Source organism: Cobetia sp. MM1IDA2H-1, from assembly GCF_002916775.2.
Lineage (GTDB): Bacteria > Pseudomonadota > Gammaproteobacteria > Pseudomonadales > Halomonadaceae > Cobetia > Cobetia marina.
Map to the genome: position 1 here is coordinate 2223087 of NZ_CM133225.1, position 20389 is coordinate 2243475.

Here is a 20389-nt window from a genome sequence, read left to right on the forward strand (position 1 = left end):
CCCCAGTCATGAGGGGAACACACATGGATACGCGCCCTTCACTGCACCAGACATCGGGCGCCCTCAACAGGAGTTATTGCATGTCGACTACCCTACCGAATCCCGGATTTGGCACCTTCCGTCTCGAGGGCGAGACGCTGCGTGACAGCCTGAATACCGCACTGGACACCGGCTATCGCCACATCGATACCGCCCAGTTCTATGGCAACGAAGCGGAAGTCGGGCAAATCATCGCCGACAGCAAGGTGCCGCGCGAAGAGCTCTTCATCACCACCAAGATCTGGCACGACCGCCTGGTGCCGGGTGACATGGAGAAGAGTGTCGAGGAGAGCCTGGAACGCCTGCAGACCGATCACGTCGACCTGCTGCTCATCCATTGGCCGTCGCCCAACGATGAAGTGCCGATGGAAGATTACCTGCCGGTACTGGCCAAGCTGAAGGCAACGGGCAAGGCACGCCACATCGGGGTGTCCAACTTCACCTGCGAACAGCTGGAACGTGCCGTGGGCATCGTGGGGCGTGACGAGCTGCTCACCAACCAGGTCGAGGTCCACCCGTTCCTGCAAAACCGCAAGGTGATCGACAAGTGCCACGAGCTGGGCATCGAAGTCACTGCCTTCATGCCGCTGGCAGTCGGCAAGGTGATGGACGATGACACCCTCAAGGCCATCGCCGAACGTCATGACGCCAGCCCGGCGCAGATCGCCCTGGCATGGCTCAAGATGCAGGACATCGTCACCTTCCCGTCCTCCACCAAGGCGAAGAACATCAAGAGCAACTTCGAGGCCTTCTCCATGTCACTGACCGGTGAAGATATGGCGAAGATCGCCGAGCTGGATCGCGGTGAGCGCATCGCCAACCCGGACTTCGCCCCTGACTGGGACTGATGGCCCTCAGGCCTGTGCCTGATGCCACGTCAGAGAAATGAAAAGGCCTCCCTCGGGAGGCCTTTTGCGTTGCTGTCCAAGGATACTGGCCGACAGACTTCGACGCCGCGGCCGGCAATCGCTCAATCCTTTAGCCGCCAGACCCAAGTGATGCTCTGCGTACCGGGACGCGGCGATGCCAGGTCATGCTCATGCAGCAGATAGATCACCGTACGCGCCTTGAACCAGCCCTCCAGACGCTGTGCCATGCGCTGTGCCGTGCGCGCATCCAGCCCGGAGAAGGGTTCATCCAGAATCAGCAGCCCCGGATCCGTCAGTACCAGGCGCGCCAGTCCCAGGCGCCGCGCCTGCCCGCCCGAGACCTGCCGACCGCCCTCACCCACTCGGGTGGCGAGGCCCTGAGGCAGTTGCGCCACCCATTCGGCGAGATCCACCGCCTCCAGTGCCTGCCAGACATCCTCATCACTGGCCTGACGCGCGCCCAGCCGCAGGTTGTCGGCAAGGCTGGCATCCAGCAATTCCACCTGTTGGGTCAGGCATCCCACGGCATGGGCCAGTGACTCGGGCGAGCAGGCGTCGATAGGCTGTCCGTTGAGCGTGATGCTGCCGCTCTGCAGCCGGGTCTGGCCAGTCAGCAAGGCCGCCAGCGTGGACTTGCCGGAGCCGGAAGCACCGCAGATGGCCATCTGGGTGCCGGGGGTGATCTCGAGAGTGATCTCGTCAAGCGCCTCGAACCAGGCACCGGGATAGCGCCACGACACCTGCTGGATCTGCACCTGCACGGCACCGCTGGCCAGGGTCTGCCGACCTTCCAGCGGCCGCGTGGCGGAGGACAGCTCATTGAGTCGCTCGGCAGCGCCCAGGGTAGCACCGGCCTGAGTGAAGGCCGCCGGCAATCCCGCCAGGCCCTCACTCAACGCCATGGCCGCCAGCGGCAGCATGACCATCACCGCCGGCGTCAGTCGCTCATCCGTCATTCCCTGCATGGCGGACGCCAGCAACAGCAACCACGACAGGCCGATCACCAGACTGGCCAGCCCATTGCCGATGGCCGTGATCACCGCCAGTCGCCACTGATCTCTCAACAGGCGGGTCTCGATCTCATCCAGGCGCTGACGGGCACTGCCCAGCGCCGCATAGGCCTCAAGCTCCGCCTGACCACGCAACGTCTCCATCAGCGCCGAGCGCAACGACTCCAATGTCGTGACGCGCCGCCGACTGGCCACCAGCCCCCAGCGCGCCTGCCCCAGCGTCAGCCAGGCCCAGCCCAGCACCAGGAACCCCGCCAGCCACGCCGCCGTTGCCGGCAGCCAGACAGCGACCAGCGCCACCAGCACCGCGATCAGACCCAGCGCCATCAGCGGCGGAGCCGCCAGACGCAGGTAGAGCGCATCCAGGGTGTCGATATCCGCGGTGAGGCGATTGAGCCAATCACTGGAGCGCCGCGCCGCCACCCGCGCGGGGTCCATCGTCACCAGTGCGGCGAAGGCAGTGCCGCGCAGGCTGGCCAGCAGACGCAGGATGGTGTCGTGGTTGTAGAGCCGTTCCAGATAGCGCGACACGGTGCGCGAGACGGCGAACAGCCGAATGCCGCTGCCGGGGGTGTAGACATCCAGCGTCATGCCCGCACCGGCGGCCAGCGCGGCCCCCGTCAGGGCGGAGGCGGTGATGAACCAGCCGGAGACCGCCAGCAGGCCGAGCGCCGAACAGGCCGTCAGCATCATCAGCACCACGCCGAGTATCAGACGGCGACGGTATTGATCATGCAGGCGCCACCAGGGGGCCAGACGCGTGAGCGCCTCGCGCAGGGTCACGCCGTCAGTCTCGGGATGCGTCACGCTCGTCCTCCTGTTGGCTCGTCGCCGTGGCTGTCATTGGCAGGATTCGCCCCTCCTCCAACACCAGATGGCGCGTCGCCATGGCGATCAGCGCCGGATGGTGGGTCGCGATCACCAGGGTCCGCCCTTGAGCGCTCAGCCGCTCGAAGCCCGCGATCAGATAACGTTCCGTCTCGGCATCCAGACTGGCGGTGGGCTCATCAAGCAGCACCAGCGAGGCATCGCTCAGAAACACCCGCGCCAGCGCCAGCCGCTGTGCCTGCCCACCGGACAGCCCGCGCCCGCCTTCGCCGAGCGGTGTCGCGATGCCTTGCGGCAAGGCGGCAAGCTCGGCCTTGAGCCCTGCGCGCTCAAGCGCGGTGATGATCTCGGCGTCACTGGCCTGCGGCGCGGTGATACGCAGATTGTCGGCGAGACTGCCCTGCATCAGCAGCGGACGTTGATCCATCCAGGCCAGACGCGTGGCGGGGGCTATCTGACGCTGCCCCCTGTCCGGTGCGACGAATCCGGCCATCACCTGAAGCAGCGTCGACTTGCCCGCCCCGGAGGCCCCGCTGACGACCAGCACCTCGCCCTGCCTCAGCGCCAGCTCCAGCGGGCCCAGTACCTGCCCGCGCTCGGGGTGGCTCAGACAGACATCCCTCAGACACATCAGCTCGCCCGTCGCGTCTGGGCGGGTATCGGCGTGGCGAGGCGGCGCCATGTCGGCAGCCTCGAGAATCTCCATCAGCGTCTCGGAGGCGGCCAGCGCCGAGGCGCGATCATGGTAGAACTGCGACAGGGTTCTCAGCGGCTGGAAGAACTCGGGGGCCAGCAGCAGGATCACCAGCGCACTGAAGAGGGTCAGCTCATCGGCCGGCCCGATGGGAATGTCACCAAGCAGGCCGAAGCCGATGTAGATGGCGACCACGGCGATGGACACCGAGGCAAAGAACTCCAGCACCGCGGATGACAGGAAGGCGAGCCGCAAGGTGCGCAGGCTGCGCTTGCGGTAGTCATCGGCCACCAGCGTCACCTCGCGGGTCGCCAGCTCCCCCAGCCCGAACAGGCGCAGGGTGGTGATGGCACGCACGCGATCCACGAAGTGGCGCGACAGCCGCGCGACCGCCTGGAACTGGTCACGATTGAGCGACTCGGCCCCCATGCCGACCAGCGCCATGAACAGCGGTATCAGTGGCGCGGTCAGCGCCAACAGGATGGCCGCCAGCCAGTCCAGACTGACCACGATGGCCAGAATCAGCAGCGGCGTGATCACCACCAGACGCATCTGCACATGAAAGCGCGCGAAGTAGCCTTCCAGGGCTTCCACCTGCTCCACCCAGCGCTGGGCGAGATCGGCGCTGTGATACTGGGCGGCGCGCACCGGCCCCAGCGTCTCGAGTGCCGTCAGTACCTCGCCACGAATGGCCTGTCGCAGTCGCTGGCTGGCACGCTGGGCCAGCAGCTCTTGACCACCACTCGCCAGCACCCGCGCGCCCAGCAACCCCAGCAGGCCGATGAAGGGCCACCACAGCGCCCCCAATGACTCGGGATGCTCGATGGCTTCGGTGATCACCCAGGCCGTCAGTACCAGCTGGGCGACCGTCAGGATACCCGCCACGATCCCGGACAAGGCCGCAAACCCAAGCAGGCGACGCTCTCGCGTCGCCTGCTGTCGGAGCCATCTGCCTGCCTGGCGTCGTTCCCGGGAGCCTCGGTCAGGCGTGACCCGGTCTGGCGTGACCCGGCCAGCCTTGCCGACCGGGGCCTTGAGTGACTCAGTGATAGCCGACCCCCTGTACCTTGCCGCGGAACACCCAGTAGCTCCAGGCGGTGTAGCCCAGCACCATCGGAATGACGAACAGCACGCCCAGCAGCAGGAACAGCTGCGACTCCGGCGCGGAGGCCGCGTCCCACAGGGTGATGTCCGGCGGCACCAGATACGGCCACTTGCTGAAGATCAGCCCCAGATAGGTGAACAGGAACAGTCCCAGCGTCGCGACGAAGGGCTGCCCTTCTTGACGCTTGTTGACCGCCCGCCAGATCAGCGCCGCACAGCACAGCGCCAGCACCGGGAAGACCCAGAACACGCCCAGATGGTCGAACCAGCGTTCCCGCACATACTCATCCACGAACGGGGTGTAGAGGCTGATGACCGCGAAGCCCACCAGTACGGCGATCAGCAGCTTCGGCGTGATGCGATAGGCCCATTCCTGTACCTCACCCTCGCTCTTCATGATGGTCCAGGTGGCGCCCAGCAGCGCATACCCCGCCACCAGCGCAAGCCCAGTGATCACGGTGAACGGTGACAGCCAGTCGAAGGCGCCGCCCACGTAGACATGCCCTTCGGTGGCGAAGCCCTGGATGTAGGCGCCGACCACCACGCCCTGACAGAAGGTCGCCAGGAAGGAGCCGCCACTGAAGGCGATGTTCCACCAGTGACGATTGCGCGAGGACTTGAAGCGGAACTCGAAGGCGATCCCCCGGAAGATCAGCCCCGCCAGCATCAGGAAGACCCCCAGATACAGCGCCGGCAGCAGGATGGTGTAGACCGCCGGGAAGGCCGCCAGCAGCCCGGCCCCGCCCAGCACCAGCCAGGTCTCGTTGCCGTCCCAGATGGGCGCGACCGAGTTCATCATCACGTCACGGGCGTGCTCATCGGGTGCGAAGGGGTACAGGATGCCCACCCCCAGATCGAAGCCATCCATCAGGATGTACATCATGACGCCGAAGCCGATGATCAGCGCCCAGATCATTGTCAGATTGATCATTTCCATCAGCTCAACTCCTTACCGTGCGGCTGGCATCATCGTCCAGACTCTCGTGCGCGGCGGACAGCGGGCGCATCGCGGTCTCGACATCGTCATGGGGCAGTTCCGGTTGCATGCCACCACGGATGACGCGGGTCAGGTAGTAACTGCCGGTCACGAAGACCACCAGATAGACCAGGAAATAGCCGATCAGCGTGGTAAGCACCATCCAGCCGGTGAGTGACGGCGTGATGGCCTCCTGCTGGGTCATCATCTCGTAGACCAGCCACGGCGAGCGCCCGGCCTCGGTCACGAACCACCCCGCCAGCACGGCGAAGAACGGCGCGATGGACATCAGACGCAACGTCTGCAGGAAGGGACGCGAGCGATAGAGCTTGCCATCGCGGCGCAGGAAGACACCGATGAAGGCCACGGCGATCATCAAGAGCCCCATCGCCACCATCACGCGGAACGACCAGAACACGAACCACACCGGCGGCTGCTTGTCAGGTGCGACCTCCTTGAGCCCCGGTACCACGCCATCGGGGTCGTGGGTCAGGATCAGACTGGCCAGCTTCGGGATCGCGATCTCGAAGTGGTTCATCTGCGCCTCCTTGTCCGGCCAGGCGAACAGCAGGAGCGGCGCGCCCGACTGGGTCTCCCAGTTGCCTTCCATCGCGGCGACCTTGGTCGGCTGATGCTCCAGCGTGTTGATGCCGTGCATGTCACCCACCACCGCCTGCGCCGGTGCCAGCACCAGCAGCAGCCACATGCACATGGACAGCGCACGCTTGTTGGCGTCGACATCGCGCCCGATCAGGAGATACCAGGCACTCACCCCCGCCACCACGAAGCCACCGGTCAGGAAGGAGGCGATCGCCATGTGGGCGAAGCGATACGGCAGGGAGGCATTGAAGATGGCAGCGGCCCAATCCTTGACGAAGAAGTGGCCGTCCACCATCTCCACTCCCGCCGGTGTCTGCATCCAGCTGTTGGTGGAGAGAATCCAGAAGGCGGAGATGAAGGTGCCCAGCGCCACCATCAGGGCCGCGAACAGATGAACCCCTTCCGGCACCTTGCCACGCCCGAACAGCAGCACGCCGAGGAAGCCTGCCTCAAGGAAGAACGCCGTCACCACCTCATAGCTGAGCATCGGCCCGATGAAGTTGGAGCTGGCATAACTGAAATTGCTCCAGTTGGTGCCGAACTGGAAGGCCATCACGATGCCCGAGACCACCCCCATGGCGAACACGACGGCAAACACCTTCACCCAGAAGGCGGCAAGTCGGTCCCAGGCGGCATTGCCGGTCTTGTAATAAAGACCGTGCAACAAGGCGACATAGGAAGCCAATCCGATGGTGAACACCGGAAAGACGGCGTGGAATGACACGACAAATCCGAACTGTATTCGCGACAGGATCACGGGATCCAGTTCCATGGGCAACTCCTCACGATAACGATCATCAGGATGGCTGGGCATGTTCCTTCTGGCGGGAACTTGTCCGACAGCGGTTTCAAGTTGTTGACGCATCGAGGGCGGAAAGATCTCTCGGAGATATCCCACATCGAAAGAGAAATGATCCGGCACTCACGAGGTCATGAGTCCAAGCATAGAAGTCTGGCAGGTCGGTGTCGCATAGCATGTTGTCGCAGGACAAATTGCCGCAGCGACCCGATGCCCCATATAGAAAAACTCAATAGGACGGTCTTCTCGCAATATTTGACCATGAACATTGCCTCAGGCGGCAAGCTCTCCTTGATCGCTCATCGCCATGATGAGCGCCTGCAGGCCTTCACGACTTGATCCATATCAAGCGCTGAGTTGAATCAGCGCAAGTGAGAATGTTGTAGGAATAATCTGGGATGTGAAAGCAAGTACAAGAGCGAATAACGGCGAAGCGCTTTGCGACAGAGAAACGGGGTCAAGATAATGTGGAGGTTTAGAACAGAGAAGCAGGTCACGCGAGAACCGAGCGAACCATACCGAACACATCGAGACACCTGATTGCCGGGGTGTCTCGATGCATGCCGGTTTCTGCTGGCTTCAGCAAGAGCCGATGCGGATCACACCACGCCTTTCGCCTTCATCTCGCGCAACACGGCTGACACGTAGTGCATTTCCGCCGGGGTGCCCAGCGACATGCGACACCAGCCGTCTGCCGGCGGGAAGGCACGGCCGATCAACACATGACGCGCCTTCATGTCCGCCTGGAATTCCTTGAGCGGCCTGGAAATGCGATGGAAGACGAAGTTGGTCTGACTGGGCAGATACTCCCAGCCCAGCTCATCGAGCGTCGCGGTAAAGATGGCACGCGCTTCGTCGTTGCTCTGCTTGCTGTGGGCCAGAAACTCCGGTGACTGCATCGAGGCCGTCGCCGCCATGACCCCGGGGTAGGACAATGTCATGGCGTCATCTTCCACGTAATGCGAGACATGCTCGAGACGCTCGGCGTCGCCCACCGCATAGCCGACCCGCAGCCCCGCCATGGCATGGATCTTGGAGAAGGTCTTGAGCACCAGCACGTTCTTCGCGCCCCCCGCCACCAGACTGTCCGCAGAGCGGAAGGCCGGGTCATTGACGAATTCGGCATAGGCCTCATCGATGATGAACAACGTGTCGGAGCGGCTGGCATTGACCCAGGCGTAGAGCGCATCGCTGGAGATGATGGTCGAGGTCGGGTTATTGGGATTCACCAGATAGACGATGGACGGGCCGGCGTGGTCCGCCACGGCCTGCTGCATGTCAGAGAGCTTGAACGACCAGTCCTCACGCGAGGATGGCACCTTGTTGATCGCCAGATCATAGAAGCCGGCGTACAAGGCACCATCGCCGTAGGTGAGTTCCGGGATGACCAGCTGAGTGTCCGGGGTCGCATGCGCCAGCACACTGGCCCGAATCGCATCGGATGAGCCCGGCGTGAACAGCACGCTTTCAGGGGTCACCTTGTGATGCGTCGCCACCAGTGACTGCAACTTGCCCATGTGGGCGAAGGGATAACGATTGGAATGCGCGATGGACGCCGAGGCCGCACGCTGCGCCGAGGGGGCCATGCCGAGGGCATTCTCGTTGTAGTTGAGTCGCACCGGCGCCTTGGCGGAAGGCGTGAGCGTGGCCGCCGTCGCGGGGGCCTCCTTGGCGAAAGCCTGCGGAATGCCGGGGAGGAACTGTCCGAGGGCCGCGCCGGCAAGCGCTGCGCCACTCATGCCCAAAAAGCCGCGCCGTGAGGGAGACGCCGGCCGCGCCTTGCGCGCCGTCTCGCCGGCGCCCGGCCCTGTCATGCCTTGCTCATGAGGGCTCTGCTGTGGCCCAACCGCCTCTGCTACCACCGCCTCTGAAACGTCAGTCATGTCATGTCCTTGTCGTTATATTTATTGATACTTTATGAGCAAAACCAACATATAAGACTTTCGTAAGCCTCACAATCCATCACGCGGTTGCGCCGCCGTAACCCGATGCCCCGCTTCTCGCAACGCCGCCAGGGGCCACTGCCGGCGGGCATGTCTTTCCCTTGCCCCTTTTCCTTTTCCCTTGCCCGTTATCAGCGAGCCGCTTTTCGCCGGCCGCTTTTCGCCGGCCCCTTCCCTCGCACTTCCCTCGCACTTCTCTTCAGTACCTATCCAGCACCTCTCCAGCACCTCTCCAGCACCTCTCCAGCGCCTTTCTTCAATGCCTCCCTTCAGTTCTTCTCAGCAGTTCTTCTCAGCAGTTCTACTCAGCAATTTTTCTCACCAACGCCGGCAGCATGGGCATCGACGTGCGAAAAGTTCCTCGATTCGTGCAAAGTCTGGCGCTGCGCAAAGGTTTTCTGGCATTTCGCAAAACATCGGCCGCTCCTCACAGTGAATAATAATCATTCTTATAAAAGCACTCAGGGAACGCCAACGTGTCACATCCATCCGCGCCATCTTCACTGCCGCTGTCTCGACTAACCCTCGCCATCGCGCTGGCTAGCGCTGCATCTCCCAGCCTGGTGTCGGCTGACGAGACGCGTGAGCTACAAGCCATGACCATCGTCGGTGAAGCGCAGACCTCCACCACCGAGTTGACCCGTGACTACACGGTCGGCGCCAGCACCCGCGCCAATGGCCTGACGCTGTCACCGCGCGAGACACCGCAGTCGATCAGCTTCCTGACCCGCCAGCAGATGGAGGATGAGGCGCTCACCAGCACCACGGAAGCCGTCAACCGCCTGCCGGGGGTGTCCTCCAATCGTCTCGATGGCACGCGCACCAACTTCCAGTCGCGTGGCTACTCGATCCGCAATTTCCAGTTCGATGGCCAGCAGAGCAACACCAGCAGCTTCTGGCCCTTCGGTGACGCCGAGTGGGACACCGCCATCTATGACCGCGTCGAGGTGATTCGCGGGGCTACCGGCCTGATGACCGGGGTGGGCGACCCCTCCGCCACCGTCAACTTCGTGCGCAAGAAGCCGCTGGAGGAAGCCGCCGCCAGCGTGACCGGTGCCGTGGGCAGCTGGGACCGCCGCCGTGGTGTGGTGGATATCAGCACGCCGCTGGATGACGCCGGCAAGGTCGGCGTGCGCTTCGTGGCCGCCAAGGACCGCTCCGACAGCTTCATGGATGACGTGGAGAATGATCGCGAGACCCTCTACGGGGTGATCGCCGCGGAACTGACACCGGATACCGAACTGAATGTCGGCGTCGAATACCAGCGCTACGACCAGGACGGTGCCTATCTGGGCGTGCCGCTCTACTACACCGACGGCTCGCGGACCGATTTCGATCAGTCAGTCGCCAACAATACCGAGTGGGCCCACTTCTTCACCGAGAACACGCGTGGCTTCGCGGACCTGACCCACTACTTCGCCAATGGCTGGAAGGCGACCGCCGCCTACAGCCACGGCGACGCCAATTACGGGCTGACCTACAACTACCGTGGCGGTTACGTCGACCGTGACAACGGCATCCTCTACTACGACACCAACCGCCAGGTGCCCACCGGCTCCTATCTGCTGGACTACCGCGGAGACCGGACCCAGAAGAACCTCAACCTGAGCGCCGAAGGCCCCTTCGAGCTGTTCGGACGCGAGCATCAGCTGGGCTTCGGCTACATGCAGCTGAAGGAAGAGTACGAGATCTGGAGTCGAACCCCGGCGAGCAGCGTGCCGGCGCTGGGCAGCTTCACCGATCGTGACGACCCGGCACTGGCCGAGCCCGAATGGGGCGAGTGGGGCCTGAGCGATGACACCGAGACCAGGCAGGAAGGCTTCTACGCCGTCACGCGTTTCTCGCTGGCAGACCCCGTGCATCTGATCCTCGGTGCCCGCCTGACCGATTGGGAGATCGACCAGGACTATCGCGGTGAGCGCAGCTATGAGTACAACGACGAGTTCACGCCCTATGCCGGCCTGGTCGTCGACATCACCGACAACCTTACCGCCTACACGAGCTACACGCAGATCTTCAACACCCAGAGCGAACGCGCCCCCGATGGCGCCCTGCTCGATCCGCTGGAAGGCACCAGCTATGAAGCGGGCCTGAAAGCCGAGCTGTTCAATGATCGCGCTGACGTATCCTTCGCCGTCTTCCGCAGCGAGCAGGACAATCTGGCCGTCGAGATCCCCGGCGTCTATGTCGCGGGCACCACCGATCAGGCCTACACCGAATCCGACGGCGCGGTGGTGGAAGGGTTCGAGCTGGAAGTGGCCGGTGAAGTCGCCCCGGGCATCAACCTCTCCGCCAGCTACGCGCTGGTGGATGCCCAGGATTCCGATGGCACCCAGCTCAATACCAGCTATCCACGCCAGCAGGCCAAGGTCTACGCCACCTGGCAGCTGTCCGGTGACTGGTCACGCCTGACCCTGGGCGCCGGCGGCACCTGGCAGGGCGACACCTATCGTGACGCCGATACCCCGACCGGCACCGCCAAGGTCGGTCAGGGCGATGTCTTCCTGGCCAACGCCATGGCGCGCTATCGCATCAATGACCACTTCAGCACCCAGCTCAACGTCTCCAACCTCTTCGATGAGGAGTACTACACCCAGCAAGGCTTCTACAGCCAGTACCTCTATGGTGCGCCGCGCAGTGCCCTGCTGAGCATGACCTACGACTTCTGAGGACAGGCGCGTCATTTCTCATGGCCAGCCTTTCCGATGGCCAGCCTTTCCGATGGCCAGCCTTTCCTCTGGACAGCCCCTCACGATGTAGGGGCTGTCATCCGCGACCCGATTGAAAAAAGGATTCTCCCTTGCGACTCACACGACTTTCCTGCGCCATTGGCCTGGCCATCATGGCCGCCAGTCTCGTGCCTGCCGCCCAGGCACAGGCGTCAGCGACGTCTCACGCTGACACCCCCTCCACGGTATCGGCGTCTGACGCCTCACCAGCGGCAGGGCACGCCCAGCACTACCCGATCACCCTCCAGCACGCCTTCGGCACGACGCTCATCGAGGAAAAGCCGCAGCGCATCGCCACCGTCGCCTGGGCCAATCATGAGGTGCCGCTGGCACTCGGCGTGGTACCGGTGGGCTTTCCGCGCCAGGCCTTCGGGGATGACGACGATGACGGCATGATGCCGTGGGTCAAGGCGCGCCTGGAGGAGCTTGACGCCGGCGAGTACACGCTGTTCGACGAGGGCGATGGCATCGATTTCGAAGCGGTGGCCGCCAGCCAGCCGGACGTCATCCTGGCGGCCTATTCCGGCATGAGCGAGGCCGACTATCGGACACTGGGCAAGATCGCACCGGTGGTGGCACGTCCGGGGCCGCGCTGGTCCTCCAGCTGGCGCGACATGATCCGCCACGACAGTGCCGGCATGGGCATGGCCACCGAGGGTGAGGCGCTGATCGAGCGTCTCGAGGCCCGGATCGCCGAGAACATCGCGGATCATCCCGAGATCCAGGGCAAGTCGATCATCGTGATCAGCCACATCGACCCCACCAATCTGAGCCGTATCGCCTTCTACAACGACAACGATGCCCGAGTGCGCTTCTTCCACGAGCTGGGCATGGTCTCGCCGCCATTCGTCAGCGAGACCGCCGTCGAGGGTCGCTTTGCCGGTCAGATCAGCGCCGAGCGCCTCGATGAGCTGGCCGATGTCGATATCGTGCTGACCTACGGTGGCCAGCCGCTGATCGACCGCCTCAACGAGCATCTGCTGACCTCCCGCCTGCCCGCCATCCAGCAGGACGCCGTGGTGCTGCTGGAGAACGGCCCGATGGGCACTGCCGCCAACCCCACACCTCTCTCGATTCCCTGGGTACTCGACGACTATGTTGACCAGCTGTCCGTCGCCGCCCGCAAGGGCGAGTGATCTCACGCCGCTATCGGCCAGCCGTCAGCGGCGCTGGCTGGGCACCCTGCTGCTGTGGCTGGCGCTGTGTGCAAGCCTCGCCCTGTCGGTGGCCTTCGGTGCGCGGGTGACCCACTGGGCCGACATCACGGGGCTGCTGGACGGCTCGCTGGATTCGATGGCCGAGGCCGCCGTGGCCAGCCGCCTGCCGCGCACCCTGCTGGCCATGCTGGCCGGGGCGGCGCTGGGCGTGTCGGGCGCCGTGATGCAGGGTCTGACCCGCAACCCGCTGGCAGACCCGGGGCTGCTCGGCGTCAATGCCGGGGCGGCACTCGCCGTGGTGATCGGCATCGCCTGGTTCGGCATCCAGCAGGCCAGCGACTATCTGTGGCTGGCCATTCTCGGGGCGGGGCTGAGTGCCGTGATGGTCTATCTGATCGCCAGTCTCGGGCGTGGCGGGGCGACCCCGCTGCGCCTGGCACTCTCCGGGGCCGTCATCTCCGCGGCGCTGAGCTCTCTGAGCACGGCCATCATCCTGCCGCGCGCCGACATCGGCGGGCTGATCCAGTCCTGGTTGATCGGCGGTGTCGGCGGCGCGACCTGGGCACAGATCACCCCGGCGCTGCCCTTCCTGCTCAGCGGCCTGCTGATCTGCGGGCTCTCGGCGCGCCGACTCAACCTGCTGGCGCTCGGCGATGACATGGCCAGCGGGTTGGGCGAACGCGTGGCGCGGGTGCGGGTGATGGCGGCACTGGGCGCGATTCTGCTATGTGGTGGCATCACCGCGGTATGTGGCCCCATCGCCTTCGTCGGGCTGGTGGTGCCGCATGTCTGTCGCCTGATGGCGGGCAGCGATTACCGCTGGATTCTGCCGCTCTCGGCGCTGGCCGGTGCCCTGCTGCTGACCTCGGCGGACATTCTCGGACGTCTGATCGCACGCCCCGCCGAACTGGACGTGGGCATCATGACGGCACTGGTCGGCGCACCGTTCTTCATCTGGATCGTCCGTCGCCACAAGGTGAAATCACTGTGAGCCTTCTCCAGCCAGACGCCTCGTCTGCGACGCACCCCACCTCGCGTGCCACCCTGACGCGCCTGCGGCGTGCCCGACAGCGCCAGCGCCGCCTCACGCTCTGGGGATTGCTGGCCGTGGTGCTCGCCGTCTTCAGCCTTGTCCTGATGCAGGGACAGCGCTTCATTCCCCCACTCACGGTGCTTCAGGTACTGCTGGGCGAGAACGTGCCGGGGGCCAGCTTCATCATCACCGAGCTGCGCCTGCCGCGTGCGCTGGTCGCGATTCTCTCGGGCTGCTGCTTCGGACTGGGCGGCGCCGCCTTTCAGGCCATGCTGCGCAATCCGCTGGCCAGTCCGGACATCATCGGCATCAGTGCCGGTGCCAGCACGGCGGCGGTATTCGCCATCGTGATGCTGTCGCTGAGCGGCACGCTGGTGTCATTGCTGGCGATTGCCGCCTCGCTTGGCGTGGCGCTGCTGATCTACACCCTCTCCTGGCGCAAGGGAGTGGCCGGGGCACGGCTGATACTGGTCGGTATCGGACTGGGCGCCATGCTGCAGAGCATCACCGCCTATCTGCTGACGCAGGCGCCCAGCTGGTCATTGCAGGAGGCGCTGCGCTGGATGACCGGCAGCCTCAACAGCATCACTCTGAGTCAGCTACCACCACTTGCCGTGGCACTGGGCCTGCTGGGCAGCTTGCTGCTGATGATGAGCCGGCATCTGGACGTCATGCGCATGGGCGATGACATGGCCAGCGGTCTCGGCGTGCGGCTCTCGCTCACGCGCTTCATCATCATTCTCTCGGCGGTCGGGCTGGTCGCCTGCGCCACGGCGGTGGTCGGCCCGGTGGCCTTCGTCGCCTTCGTCAGCGGGCCCATCGCAACGCGCCTGTTCCGGCGGCGCGGCTCCATGCTGATCCCGGCCGCCCTGATCGGGGCATTGTTGATGCTGGTCGCGGACTTCATCGGCCAGTTCCTGCTGCCTGCGCGCTATCCGGTGGGCGTAGTGACAGGCGTGCTGGGCGCACCGGTGCTGCTGCTGTTGCTGATGCGGGAACATCAAGGGCCGGGCACCTCAGGGCGCAGACAACGACGCGGCAGGCAGCCGACGCCGCCATCTTCCTCCTCCGCTCCTCACCGCCCGTCATCTCAGCGAGTCGTTTCCTCATGACCCACCCTTCCCTGTGCGTGAATGGCCTGACGGCAGGCTATGCCGAGCGGCCGGTGCTCGAGTCGATAGACCTCGACATCGCTCCGGGCGAGATCACCGTGATCGTCGGCGCCAATGCCTGCGGCAAGTCCACCCTGCTGCGCACGCTCTCGCGCCTGCTGCCTCCCTCGCGGGGCGAGGTGCTGCTGGATGGCAGGTCGATCCACCGCCTGCCGGCACGTCAACTGGCCCGCCAGCTGGGGCTGCTGTCCCAGTCACCGATCGCCCCGGAAGGCATCACGGTGCTGGATCTTGTCAGCCGAGGGCGTCACCCGCATCAAGGGCTGTTCCAGCGCTGGACGCGTGACGATGACACCGCGGTGCTGGCAGCCCTCAACGCCACCGACACCGCCGCACTCGCCGAGCGAGCGGTGGATGAACTCTCCGGCGGCCAACGCCAGCGTGTCTGGATTGCCATGGCGCTCGCCCAGCAGACGGACATTCTGCTGCTGGATGAGCCCACCACCTTCCTCGACATCAATCATCAGGTGGAAGTGCTCGACCTGCTGACGGACCTCAACCACGCTCGCGGCACCACCATCGTGATGGTGCTGCATGAACTGAACCTGGCCGCACGTTACGCGGATGTGCTGATCGCCATGTCAGACGGCCAGATTCATGCCAGTGGCCTGCCCGAGCAGGTACTCACACGCGAGATGGTCAAGGAGGTATTCGGGCTGGAAAGCCACATCACCCCGGACCCCGTTACCGGCAAGCCGATGATGGTGCCCGTCGGACGCCATGGGATGAAAGCCGCAAGGAACGAAGCCATGTCGAGCTGATCACGCTGTTGGATAGGCCAGAGCACATTCAATGCAACACAGTCCACATGAGACATCAGAATCGGTATCACTGAACAAGGGGCCGCCATGGCCCCTTGTTCAGCGCTTCATATGATGACTCTCTCGCGACTAGATATGCGACGACTCACTCAGACTCTTGATAACCAGACTACCCAGCTGACGGGTGTTGTGCGGATTGCCGTTGCCATTGACCAGCGGCAGATTCAGTTGTCTTGCCAATTCACGCAGCACTGGCTGAACAGGGCTCACTGCCTGCATCCCCTGACCATCATCGCGCTCGACTTCGATGCTACCGTTCTCAAGTTCGCGAACAAGACAAGATGCGAACATGACTTCACGCACGGCTTTCAGCTCGCTGCGTGGCTTCGTAGTCTTGGCCAGTCGAGACAACGAGATGCTCTGTTTGCCTGCGCGTTCCTGTGACATCAACGACCTTGTCTCTTCCACTGTGGCATCCAGCAACTTCTCGATCTGCATCTCTTCCGTATTGATACGCAGGATGATGATGCGCTCCACTTCCTCCAGCGAGCGGGGATTGAAAGCAACATGGCCTCCACCGCCCATCATCGCAGTGGTCTTGACCGAGATTCGCTCACCGTCACCGCTTACCACGTCATAGCCACGCTGGTTCACCTCGGTCGCCATCTGACCATTGGTGATCAATGCAGCGTAAAGTTCACCAATGCGTCCGCAAAGATGACGTAGCTCGGTCGGCGGCACGCCCCAATTCAGTTCTCGTTCAAACCAGGCCATCGCTTCACCCAAGGATTGGATGATCTGCATCTGTGAAAGTGCCATGAGGCCATTCCTATAAACACAACACCAAAATTTAAAGATGCCTTAATGAACATCATGACTTATCATCATTGATTGTAGACCAAGATAGGACATGCTCAGCTTGCATAGTCACTCTTATAACATGCGCGGATTTTAAATCAGCATTATCAGGCTCATCTATAGAACTTTTCACCTCATTAACTGTAGAGCCTACCCTCTCATCAGATGCATTATCTGTAGAGTATGCCTCCTCATCATAGGCGTTATTTCTCATAATAGCATTGCTAGAAATCTCCAAGTAGTACTCTTCACCTAATCGTGACAATATCAACACATCCTTTATATAACATATATCACTTCCACCAACACCCTTTAGACCAACCTCCTTCAAGATCAAACAACCATCTTTATCAAAGACCACCTTGGTAGCTTTTATATCACCAAATTTGTATAATTTCATTACGGCTTTAGGTATTATCTCTATCGAAGAGGTACCTATGAAAAACATAACAAGTATCATAAACCCAATAACAGCATTCTTTTTTAATTTATTTTCATTTATCGTGTTATTAGACAAACTAGAGTTTGCTATTGGAGCTGCTACAAGCACGTTCATAAAAAGTAAAAACAATGAAAGAATAGCAATCAAAAATAATATTTTAGTGTCAGAATAGCCCTCTAACTGTAGGGTGCCGGATGATCGGATTTCACAACGAAGCTATCCTTTGTTAGCCTCGCGTGAGCTCATCAAGCAATTTATTCAGGAAAGGCTTCATGGACATCAAGCTGCATAAGCAAGCGACGACGACACCGAAAATTCGTGCCGACATCCAAGCAGCTCCTGCCGGTATGACCAACAAAGATCTTGCTCGTCAGTTTGGGGTCAGCGTCTCAACTATCCAGCGCTGGCGTCATCGTGATGATGTCCTGGATCGTTCCCACACACGTCATAACCTACTGGCGACTCTGACCTCAGAGCAGGAAGAGATAGTCATCGCCGCTCGTGAGTTACTACGGCTGGGACTCGATGATCTACTTGTCGTTGCTCGTGAATTCCTGAACCCCAAACTGTCACGTTCCGCGCTTCAGCGCATGCTCAAACGGCGTGAAGTGCCAACTCTCGCCAAGCTGGCACGTCGAGACGCGGAAGGCAACGAGAAGCCTAAGCATCGGCCTTTTAAGGATTATGAGCCCGGGTATGTGCACATAGATATCAAGCATCTGCCCCAAATGCCTGACGAAGATCACAAGCGTTATCTCTACGTCGCGATTGATCGTGCCACTCGGTGGGTGTATCTGGAGGTCAGATCAAGTCAATCTGCAAAGGATGCCCGGGCGTTCATGAAGCGTGTGGAAGAGGAGGCTCCCTTCACGATTCGAACCGTGCTCACGGACAATGGTAAATCCTTTACCGATCGCTTCACCGTGGGCGGCGAGCGTAAGCCCAGTGGGCATCATCTTTTCGATCAGGAATGTCAGAACCATGGCATTGAGCATCGACTGATCAAGCCAGGCAGACCCCAAACGAACGGAATGGTGGAGCGCTTCAATGGGCGTATCAGCGATGTGCTGGCGACTCGGCGCTATGACTCAAGTGAGGATTTAGAACAGACTCTCGAGCGGTATTGCTGGTTATACAACCACCATATTCCTCAGAAGGCACTACACCACAGGGCACCTGTTGCAGCAATGAAGGAGTGGCAGGCCGAACGACCGGAGCTGTTTACCCAGACTGTAATCAATCAGGCGGAACCCGACATCTAACAAGGAAACGGACAAGATAAAGAAAAAAGGGATAAGTGCCAGGATAGAACTTAACAACAAAGCAAAAAACAAAGAGAAGCACTCTTTAAATCCAGCCCATAAGGTAACATCACTGTTGCTTAGAGCATACGAACAATACATAATAAAAACTAACGGAGAAACAATATATAATCATGTTTTATAAAACCAGCCTCCTAAAAAAGATGTAACAAAGATTAGCACCGGCAAAGCAAACCAGAAGATTAACAACCAGACTGTTGTGACTGCTTCTTTATTTTTCCAGCGTCGGCTGAAATTAGTCTCTTCGCCTACTTCATGCCAGTAATAGTCCCAAAATATACCTGGCATTATTCCCATTAAGACAACGAATAATAATAAAAATATCGACGTAGCCGATACTGCAGCTAAAAGAGATATAGAGGAAGTCATATCAAAATCTGGCATATATCCAATATAAATATAATAAAGCACAAATACAGCAGCGCCAAACATTAAGAAAAAAGACCAAAAAACGCTGGCAACATTACTATATATATACTCTTTAACTTTATCTTTATCTAAAAACATTAGCCTCACTCCTTGAAGCAGTTTTACTCACTGAAGAAGCAAATTTAGTGCGTTTTTCTTGAGAAATCACCATTGTGGTGCAACTAAAGCTTTTCGTTGGCTCTTTATAGGCTGAGCTAATCATGCAAGCAATTGAATTATAATAATAATTCAAATTCGGCACGCTTCCTGCTAGACATTCAGCGAGGCACCGATAGGCATACAACAATCGAAAATCTAGACCAATAGAGCGCTAGGGTTCCGGTGATCGGCATTGCCGTCACGACTGGTCCGAGAGCACTCGACCTCCAGCTGGGGGTTACACGGCGGGACAAAAGCCCGGGAGACGCAACGCCTGAAAAGGTCGGCGCCTCTCACTTTTTCCGCCGGAGATAACGACAATGACCCAGCCCGCTCGCCTTTCCCCGTCTACGACTTCCCTCTCGGATGCCAGCGCTCAGGCGCCATCCGCTGCTGTCGCATCTGATTCCCCTGCGGTATCCGCCGACTCCAGCAAGACCTCCCGACATGCCGTGCTGGCCGGCGCCCTGCTGCTTGGCGCATCGCTGAGCCCGCAGGCCATGGCGCAGGATTCCTTCAGCGTGTGCTGGTCGGTGTATGCCGGCTGGATGCCGTGGGAATACGCGGATACCCAGGGCATCGTCGACAAGTGGGCCAAGAAGTACGACATCGACATCGATGTCGTGCAGGTCAACGATTACGTCGAATCCATCAATCAGTACACCTCCGGCAATGTCGATGGCTGCGCCATGACCAACATGGATGCCCTCACCCTCCCCGCCGCCAGCAGCGTGGATTCCACCGCGCTGATTCTGGGTGACTACTCCGATGGCAATGACGGCGTGATGGTACGCGACGGCGATTCCATCGAGTCCCTGAAGGACCGTGAGGTCAATCTGGTGCAGTTCAGTGTCTCCCACTACCTGCTGGCACGTGCGCTGGACAGCGTCGACATGAGCGAGCGCGACCTCACCACCACCAATACCGGCGATGCCGACATCGTAGCGCTGGCCAGCAACACCGACACCCAGGCGGTGGTGACCTGGAACCCGCAGCTGGCCACGCTCAAGGACATGCCCGGCTACACCGAAGTCTTCAACTCCAGTGACATCCCCGGCGAGATTCTCGACCTGATGGTCGTCAATACCCAGACACTGAAGGACAACCCGGACTTCGGCCACGCGCTGGTCGGCGCTTGGTATGAAGTGATGGAGAAGATGAAGGCTGGCGACGAAGCCGCGCTCTCCCAGATGGCCGATGCCGCCGGCACCGACCTCGCCGGCTATCAGGCCCAGCTGGCCGCGACCCACATGTACTACACCCCCGCCGAGGCCGTGGCCGCCTTCAATGCGCCGAGCCTCAAGGACACCATGCAGCACATCGCCGACTTCAGCTTCGCTCAGGGGCTGCTGGGCGAAGGCGCGCCGGATGCCGGCTTCATCGGCATCGAGACGCCTGCCGGCATCGTCGGCAATGAGGGCAACGTGATGCTGCGCTTCGACCCGAGCTACACCGCCGCACTGGCCGACAGCCTGTAACGCCACGC

The 20389-nt window shown here is 61.3% G+C and carries 16 protein-coding genes and 1 riboswitch; of the genes, 8 read left to right on the forward strand and 8 right to left on the reverse strand.

Annotation, left to right across the window (positions count from 1 at the left end; all coding sequences use genetic code 11):
* The first annotated feature begins 80 nt into the window (after positions 1–80).
* Entirely contained in the window at positions 81–887 is an 807-nt protein-coding gene (gene dkgB, locus BOH68_RS09510; protein ID WP_077375753.1) for a 2,5-didehydrogluconate reductase DkgB, read from the forward strand.
* Between the two features lie 122 nt (positions 888–1009).
* Here the strand turns inward: dkgB and cydC are convergent, their stop codons facing one another.
* The 5 genes from cydC to BOH68_RS09535 form a co-directional block, all read right to left on the reverse strand.
* Positions 1010–2725, reverse strand: a complete 1716-nt coding sequence (gene cydC, locus BOH68_RS09515) for a thiol reductant ABC exporter subunit CydC (protein WP_077375750.1) — start codon at positions 2723–2725, stop codon at positions 1010–1012.
* Positions 2706–4490: a thiol reductant ABC exporter subunit CydD gene (gene cydD / locus BOH68_RS09520; RefSeq protein WP_077375747.1), complete on the reverse strand. Its 1785-nt coding sequence runs from the start codon at positions 4488–4490 to the stop codon at positions 2706–2708. Before cydD ends, cydC begins: the two co-directional genes overlap by 20 nt.
* Positions 4483–5481: a cytochrome d ubiquinol oxidase subunit II gene (cydB, locus tag BOH68_RS09525; protein WP_077375744.1), complete on the reverse strand. Its 999-nt coding sequence runs from the start codon at positions 5479–5481 to the stop codon at positions 4483–4485. Before cydB ends, cydD begins: the two co-directional genes overlap by 8 nt.
* 4 nt (positions 5482–5485) lie before the next feature.
* Entirely contained in the window at positions 5486–6892 is a 1407-nt protein-coding gene (locus BOH68_RS09530; RefSeq protein WP_077377272.1) for a cytochrome ubiquinol oxidase subunit I, read from the reverse strand.
* A 626-nt stretch (positions 6893–7518) separates the two neighbouring features.
* Positions 7519–8802 carry a pyridoxal phosphate-dependent aminotransferase gene (locus tag BOH68_RS09535; RefSeq protein ID WP_258038240.1) on the reverse strand — a complete coding sequence of 428 codons (1284 nt, stop codon included), beginning with the start codon at positions 8800–8802 and terminating at the stop codon, positions 7519–7521.
* A gap of 536 nt (positions 8803–9338) precedes the next feature.
* Here BOH68_RS09535 and BOH68_RS09540 point away from each other — a divergent pair.
* The 5 genes from BOH68_RS09540 to BOH68_RS09560 all read left to right on the forward strand — a co-directional run bounded on the left by BOH68_RS09540 (position 9339) and on the right by BOH68_RS09560 (position 15714).
* Complete coding sequence (locus BOH68_RS09540; protein ID WP_139345456.1) at positions 9339–11531, forward strand: TonB-dependent siderophore receptor; 2193 nt, start codon at positions 9339–9341, stop codon at positions 11529–11531.
* Between the two features lie 131 nt (positions 11532–11662).
* Positions 11663–12727: an iron-siderophore ABC transporter substrate-binding protein gene (locus tag BOH68_RS09545; RefSeq protein WP_258038239.1), complete on the forward strand. Its 1065-nt coding sequence runs from the start codon at positions 11663–11665 to the stop codon at positions 12725–12727.
* The gene (locus BOH68_RS09550) at positions 12687–13739 is read left to right on the forward strand and encodes a FecCD family ABC transporter permease (protein ID WP_077375737.1); all 1053 of its coding nucleotides are present in this window, start codon (positions 12687–12689) and stop codon (positions 13737–13739) included. Before BOH68_RS09545 ends, BOH68_RS09550 begins: the two co-directional genes overlap by 41 nt.
* Positions 13736–14893, forward strand: a complete 1158-nt coding sequence (locus tag BOH68_RS09555) for a FecCD family ABC transporter permease (protein ID WP_077375734.1) — start codon at positions 13736–13738, stop codon at positions 14891–14893. The genes BOH68_RS09550 and BOH68_RS09555 overlap by 4 nt, the downstream gene beginning before the upstream one ends.
* Positions 14890–15714 carry an ABC transporter ATP-binding protein gene (locus tag BOH68_RS09560; RefSeq protein WP_077375731.1) on the forward strand — a complete coding sequence of 275 codons (825 nt, stop codon included), beginning with the start codon at positions 14890–14892 and terminating at the stop codon, positions 15712–15714. Before BOH68_RS09555 ends, BOH68_RS09560 begins: the two co-directional genes overlap by 4 nt.
* 129 nt (positions 15715–15843) lie before the next feature.
* Here the strand turns inward: BOH68_RS09560 and BOH68_RS09565 are convergent, their stop codons facing one another.
* Both BOH68_RS09565 and BOH68_RS09570 read right to left on the reverse strand, forming a co-directional pair.
* On the reverse strand, positions 15844–16533 hold the full coding sequence (locus BOH68_RS09565; protein WP_077375728.1) for a DUF6998 domain-containing protein: 690 nt from the start codon (positions 16531–16533) through the stop codon (positions 15844–15846).
* Positions 16534–16585: 52 nt separating this feature from the next.
* On the reverse strand, positions 16586–17128 hold the full coding sequence (locus tag BOH68_RS09570) for a hypothetical protein (RefSeq protein ID WP_139345455.1): 543 nt from the start codon (positions 17126–17128) through the stop codon (positions 16586–16588).
* Between the two features lie 158 nt (positions 17129–17286).
* Between BOH68_RS09570 and BOH68_RS09575 the strand changes: the two genes are divergently transcribed.
* Positions 17287–18276, forward strand: coding sequence for an IS481 family transposase (locus tag BOH68_RS09575; RefSeq protein ID WP_456821144.1), 990 nt, complete (start codon positions 17287–17289; stop codon positions 18274–18276).
* Between the two features lie 171 nt (positions 18277–18447).
* Here the strand turns inward: BOH68_RS09575 and BOH68_RS09580 are convergent, their stop codons facing one another.
* The gene (locus BOH68_RS09580) at positions 18448–18843 is read right to left on the reverse strand and encodes a hypothetical protein (protein ID WP_139345412.1); all 396 of its coding nucleotides are present in this window, start codon (positions 18841–18843) and stop codon (positions 18448–18450) included.
* Positions 18844–19064: 221 nt separating this feature from the next.
* Positions 19065–19170: riboswitch (guanidine-I (ykkC/yxkD leader) on the forward strand.
* A 53-nt stretch (positions 19171–19223) separates the two neighbouring features.
* On the opposite strand from BOH68_RS09580, the gene BOH68_RS09585 reads away from it, so the two are divergent.
* Complete coding sequence (locus BOH68_RS09585) at positions 19224–20381, forward strand: putative urea ABC transporter substrate-binding protein (RefSeq protein WP_077371318.1); 1158 nt, start codon at positions 19224–19226, stop codon at positions 20379–20381.
* Positions 20382–20389 lie beyond the last annotated feature (8 nt).